The sequence below is a fragment of the Bacillus sp. JJ675 genome (assembly GCF_036963165.1).
Lineage (GTDB): Bacteria > Bacillota > Bacilli > Bacillales > Bacillaceae > Bacillus > Bacillus glycinifermentans.
Genome location: NZ_JBALMR010000137.1, coordinates 1 through 1,141 on the forward strand (window position 1 = coordinate 1; position 1,141 = coordinate 1,141).

At 34.0% G+C, this 1,141-nt stretch carries 2 protein-coding genes; both read right to left on the minus strand.

All coding sequences use genetic code 11. The annotated features are described in order from the left end of the window. Window positions 1-83: 83 nt before the first annotated feature. Window positions 84-506, minus strand: a complete 423-nt coding sequence (locus V7126_RS24000; protein ID WP_046132719.1) for an SMI1/KNR4 family protein — start codon at window positions 504-506, stop codon at window positions 84-86. 13 nt (window positions 507-519) lie between these two features. Next, window positions 520-1,141: HNH/ENDO VII family nuclease (locus V7126_RS24005; protein ID WP_335499906.1), on the minus strand; the 622-nt coding region annotated here is incomplete at its 5' end.

Sequence of the window (1,141 nt, forward strand, 5' to 3'; positions counted from 1 at the left end):
CAGCATTTTCTTTTATGAATTTTTCCACCTTAGAATAATCCATTTTTTCATATCCTCTGCTAAGGGAAATTTCATCCCTGGTGTTACTCCCAGTTGTCTATTGCTTCTTGGAAGCTATCTTGTAAATATTCATCAAAACTTGAATATCTTTTAACCTCATTTTTGCTTGTGTCATCCCACCTTATGACACTATAATCTTCTTCTGTATTTAGGCAATAAACAAATTCATCTACATTTTCAATAACTACGTATTTCTCAGGTAAACCAAAGTTTCTAAATCTTTCTGTAGCATCAACTACTGAAGCATAGCCATTTCCTTCTACACCCAAAACTTCAACCCCACATATACCTCCAGAACCATAAGATTTAATGAATTCTTTATATTCTTGTGGAAATTTACATCTTAACTTGTTTTCAGCATTTGTGATATCTTCGTCGGTTACTGCTCCGACAAAATCGCCTTCTTCAATATACTCATTTATCATCTTTGATATTTGTTTATTCATAATTATTATCACCTCAATCTAGATTTTGTGATCTCCAAACCCAATAATTTCTTCTAAAGTTGTTGAATTGTTTATCTAATATCTCATTGTTTCTAAAACTATCTCCATTTTTTATCAGTCCGTGCAAAATCTTTTTGTATTCATCATGTGTAGTCGCTATTATTTCAACCATATTTCCAGCTTCCTTTTGGAGTATGTGATGAAGCTCAATTTGAGATTCTACCCCATTTTTATCAACTGCATATGGTGCTCTACCTTTCTGAATAAGTTCTTTATTCGATAACCCATTTGCTTTGGGGTTCCTTGGTCTATAGTTCCAATCTATATCAACTTTCTGAAACACACGCCTTGATATATCCCTCTCCTTACCCCCTACTTTTACAGTACCTTTAATGTCAACTGCTTTGTAATTATGCCCCAACCAATCAAGTTTAACTTCTTTCCCAACTAGTTTCGAAGCACTCTTTCTTCTTCTGCTTATTGCCGTCTTCTTAATGTTATCTGTGGCCTTTTTTATATATTGAATAGCCTCTTTCTTAATATTCTCTCCATCAAGAATATTATAAGGTACTTTACCCCCGCCAGCCAACTGAACCCGTGGCTCAAAAGGATTGTATATTTGAATCCCTTTTACT

Bases quoted from the DNA above. Each gene is read 5' to 3' on its own strand.
- V7126_RS24000 (WP_046132719.1), bottom strand. From the start codon at position 506: ATGAATAAACAAATATCAAAGATGATAAATGAGTATATTGAAGAAGGC.